This window comes from Spirochaetota bacterium, from assembly GCA_026414805.1.
GTDB lineage: Bacteria > Spirochaetota > UBA4802 > UBA4802 > UB4802 > UBA4802.
On the sequence record JAOAIH010000071.1, the window covers coordinates 11,236 to 15,374 of the forward strand.

6 protein-coding genes and 1 pseudogene are annotated in these 4,139 nt (G+C 32.4%); 1 reads left to right on the forward strand and 6 read right to left on the reverse strand.

Features of this window, described 5'->3' with window-relative positions:
• The first annotated feature begins 182 nt into the window (after positions 1–182).
• Complete coding sequence (locus N3F66_12500) at positions 183–404, forward strand: hypothetical protein (GenBank protein ID MCX8124965.1); 222 nt, start codon at positions 183–185, stop codon at positions 402–404.
• Between the two features lie 442 nt (positions 405–846).
• Here N3F66_12500 and N3F66_12505 read toward each other — a convergent pair whose 3' ends face one another.
• The 6 genes and pseudogenes from N3F66_12505 to N3F66_12530 form a co-directional block, all read right to left on the reverse strand.
• The gene (locus N3F66_12505) at positions 847–1,149 is read right to left on the reverse strand and encodes a hypothetical protein (GenBank protein MCX8124966.1); all 303 of its coding nucleotides are present in this window, start codon (positions 1,147–1,149) and stop codon (positions 847–849) included.
• Between the two features lie 215 nt (positions 1,150–1,364).
• Complete coding sequence (locus N3F66_12510; protein MCX8124967.1) at positions 1,365–1,571, reverse strand: hypothetical protein; 207 nt, start codon at positions 1,569–1,571, stop codon at positions 1,365–1,367.
• Between the two features lie 108 nt (positions 1,572–1,679).
• Positions 1,680–2,048, reverse strand: a complete 369-nt coding sequence (locus N3F66_12515) for a glycosyltransferase family 2 protein (GenBank protein MCX8124968.1) — start codon at positions 2,046–2,048, stop codon at positions 1,680–1,682.
• Positions 2,049–2,083: 35 nt separating this feature from the next.
• Positions 2,084–3,138: pseudogene (locus tag N3F66_12520) on the reverse strand (DegT/DnrJ/EryC1/StrS family aminotransferase).
• Positions 3,139–3,595: 457 nt separating this feature from the next.
• Positions 3,596–3,871 carry a hypothetical protein gene (locus tag N3F66_12525; protein MCX8124969.1) on the reverse strand — a complete coding sequence of 92 codons (276 nt, stop codon included), beginning with the start codon at positions 3,869–3,871 and terminating at the stop codon, positions 3,596–3,598.
• 74 nt (positions 3,872–3,945) lie between these two features.
• A partial coding sequence (locus tag N3F66_12530) for a hypothetical protein (GenBank protein ID MCX8124970.1) occupies positions 3,946–4,139 on the reverse strand: 194 nt, incomplete at its 5' end.

Genomic DNA, 4,139 nt, shown 5'->3' on the forward strand with positions numbered 1-4,139 from the left:
TTTACATTATTTAAAAAATCCAAAAATAAATACAAATTATGGAATAATGCACATCTCAACTATCAAAGGTGATATGAATGTGCATATGTTTAAATAAAAAATTATATTAGGTGGCAAATTCAATAATGAAGTGCAACACACGATGAAAAAAATGTAGCCTCATAAGAAGGATATCCAATACAGTGATTGTTGATCCACAACAACACTTATGGAGGATAAGCTTTTATGAGGCTCTATACACAGCCAAAGAAGATAGGCACAAAGCTCATAAAAGATGGAAGGAGGCAAAACAAAGTAAAATAGAACGCATCTCTGAACTACAGACAAACATACTATCGTTACTGGCGCAGGGTTATTCAGCAGAGTTGATTGCATATATCCTTAAAACAGGAAGGGGAGTATAGATGTTCACACGAGACGATGTATCAATTGATATATAAAAGCATTTATAGTGGAAAGCACACGGGGTTACTAGATTTGCTCTTTTTCAAGAGGAAAAAGTGACAGAAGCGAATAAATGTATATAAAAAAAGACTCACTGAAATTACGAAAAAGCGTACGTGGCAGCGCCCAGAGGCAGCAGAGGAAAAACAAGAAATGGCTATGCAGCATAGCAACAAGGATTAAACGAACATAGAAAAAGACAGCATTGTTGTCATATGCCAAAAAATAAAAGTTTTGCACACTTGCTTGACAGATGATGATGTTCGTGCTATACAGGATGCAATAAATGTAAAACCAAGAAAATCACGAAATTTTAAAATCTCCCTATGATCTGCTACACCATCATCTAAATGTTGCACTTCAAACTTGAAGTTGAATATATATTCTTTTTCTAACTTCATTTTACAATATCAATCCCTTCATAAAAAAACCTACGATACCACCAATTATACCAAACAAAATTTTCCATATATTTTGTTTTAACCTATCATCTGCTTGAATTAAGCGAATTACAGTCATAGCATTTTCTAATGTTTGTAATTCCAATCGATATTTTTCAAATACTTTTGGCTCTTTATTTGGTAAAACTTCAGTAATTTTACTCTTAAGCACTAAAATTTCTTCAAGCAATTTTTTTATCTGCATTCTCCTACCGCTATTTGTTGCAATATCGTATATAAGTATCTTTTTATTTTCATTACACATAACTTACTCCCTTTAATTTATTTACATAATCTCGATTGTACCTCTTCATTATTGCATTCTAAAATACAAATTATTATGCAAAGTTTATTGAGCACAAACATCAACATAAAATTTATATACATCAGAAGGGGATTCTTCCATAAATTTAATAAAGCCCTGGTATACATCTATTTTCGATGTAACGTTCTGTCCATTTATCGGGTAAAGTGCAAGTTTCATTTCTTAAACATCCACTTATACAACTTAACCACCCACTTCAGTGGATAAATGTTCCCCGTTTTCCTTGCAATCTTTTCTAGCTTGACAGCAATTTTATACGTGTAAGAATTTTTTATTTTAACAAGCTCACTTCGGGTAAACTCAAGCTCAAATATATTTGGACACAACTCTCCAAATATTGAATAATCAAAAAATTCTTTCATTGTATAATTATATTTATTTTTATAATAATTTATTGGTCAAGTCAAAATTAGTGTGTAATCCTACCAGAATCATAAAAATTATCTACTTCACCAATGACTTTTCTTACTCTAGCGGTCATCTTGTTCCTGAAATAGTCCTGTTATCAATGCATAAACACTATATTCATTATATTGCACCTCCAATCTTTTAGGATAACACACATCATCACCACTCATCAACGCAATATATTTTCCCCGTGCATTTTTTATTGCAGTATTTGCTGCCGCACTTGGTCCCATATTTTCCTGATAAATATATCTTATACGTTTATCATCAAAACTTTTTATCATTTCTTCTGTTTTATCAGTAGAGCCATCATTGACTATAATTAGCTCAAAATCTTCAAAAGTCTGATCTAATAGTCTTTGTACAGCTTCAGCAATATATTTTTCATGGTTATATGTAGTCATTGTAACACTTATCAAGGGCTTTTTCATCTTCCTTATACTCCACGTTTAAAAAAATTTAATACTTATACCACTTTTTCCACCTCATCCCAACTCATTACAGGACTAATTGGCAAACTTACCACCTCATTATGAATGGTTTCAGTAATTGGGTAGCTATGCGCATTCCATTCTTCATACGCTTTTTGCTTATGAGGCGGTATAGGATAATGAATCATAGTGGCAATTCCTTTTTTGCTACAATAGCGTATAAATTTTTCCCTATCCTTTACCCTCACCACAAACAAATGCCACACGTGTTCTTTTTGTCTTCTTACTTTTGGCAAAACCATTGTTTCATTGTATATGTTCTTTAAAAATAATAATTTGCAATTTTTCGTCGTTTTTCGTTATCCTCATCAAGCCTTCTAAGCTTTACCCTTAACAACGCAGCTTGTAGCTCATCAAGTCGGCTATTTACTCCTTTGTATTTGTTTACATATTTTTTGTGACTGCCATAGTTTCGCAATGCTCTTATTGCTTCCGCAAGTTCATCATCGTTTGTAGTAACAGCTCCACCATCGCCAAGTGCACCTAAATTTTTCCCAGGATAAAAACTAAACCCGCTTGCATCCCCCAAATTGCCAGCACGTTTGTTTTTATAATATGCCCCATGCGCTTGAGCAGAATCTTCAATTACTGTTAGATTATATTTTCTTGCAATTGTATTTATTTTATCAATATCGCATGTTTGCCCATAAAGGTATACCGGCATAATGGCTTTTGTTTTTGGGGTTATGTGCCTTTCAATTAATTTTGTATCAATCAAATATGTATTGATATCAGGTTCCACCAAAACAGGTTGTAAGTTATTTTGACTTATTGCTAGTATCGTTGCAATATAAGTATTGGCAGGAACTATCACCTCATCGCCGTCTTGTAGTGTTCCCATTTCTTTATAGGCACGTAAAATAAGCGTAAGCGCATCCAGCCCATTGGCAACTCCTATACAATACTTTGTACCACAATATGCGGCAAATTCTTCTTCAAATTTTTTTACCTGCTCACCCAAAATAAACCATCCACTTTTTAATACTCCATCAAAAGCTTTTTCAAATTGGCTGGCATAGCTAATATTAATAGATTTTAAATCTAAAAAAGGGACTGTCTTCTGTTGTTTTTTTGTTTTTTCAACAAACTCAATAAAACTATTGGGGTGTACTGTTTCGTCAGGGTATTTTTTTAACAAATCAATATCTCTAGTAAGCACCACAGCGTCAATTGCTTTAGCTGAGGCAATAAGCAAAGAATCCTCAATATCATCATAATCAATTTCAATATATGATGGTGTTTTAGCTATTTTAAAATTTGAAATTACTTCCTGCAAAAAATTTTTAGCTATATACATCACATCTTTTACTTTAAGCTCTGGAAAGTCATTTTTTATTTGCTTATATTTAATATAAAAAATATTGTCTATTGATGATGAAGACACAAACATTTCAATATTATTGTCTTTACAAAATTTATAAGCCTTACCCGAATAAGGGAACAATTTATCACGCTTTTCACTGGTAAAATCCAAAATTATATTTATATCAAAAAGCACTCGTATCACGCAAGTACTCCATATAAGCATCAGCTAACACTTCATCATCACTTTTTGTAATATCGCCTGAAGCAGCATAAGCAAATTTACGCCAATTTTTTTTAATAAAATCTTCAGTGTATTTTTTCTCTTTTTTCTTTTTTGGTTTATCTTCTTCATCGTTAGTAACAGTTACTACTACTTCATTTTTGCCAAATTGTTTCAACAAAGAATAAAGTTTTGGTAACAACTTTTTGTTTTTAATTGTGATTGTTATTGTATGCATAGCAACACTCCTCTATTATTGTATAAAGACCTTTTGTTAAAGGACTCTTATAAATTTCCATTAATTTTTTTTTGTCATCTAAAACATTCATTTACGTCATCACGTTGTCGCTTTTTTCCTGTCATCCAGAAGTCATTTTCTTTCACGTCATCCTGAGGGGCATTTTTTACTTTGTCATCCTGAGGTCGCATAGCGACCGAAGGATCTCTTTCCTTACAACGAGATTCTTCGCTACCGCTCAGAATGACAAAGTGAAAATACTCAGAAT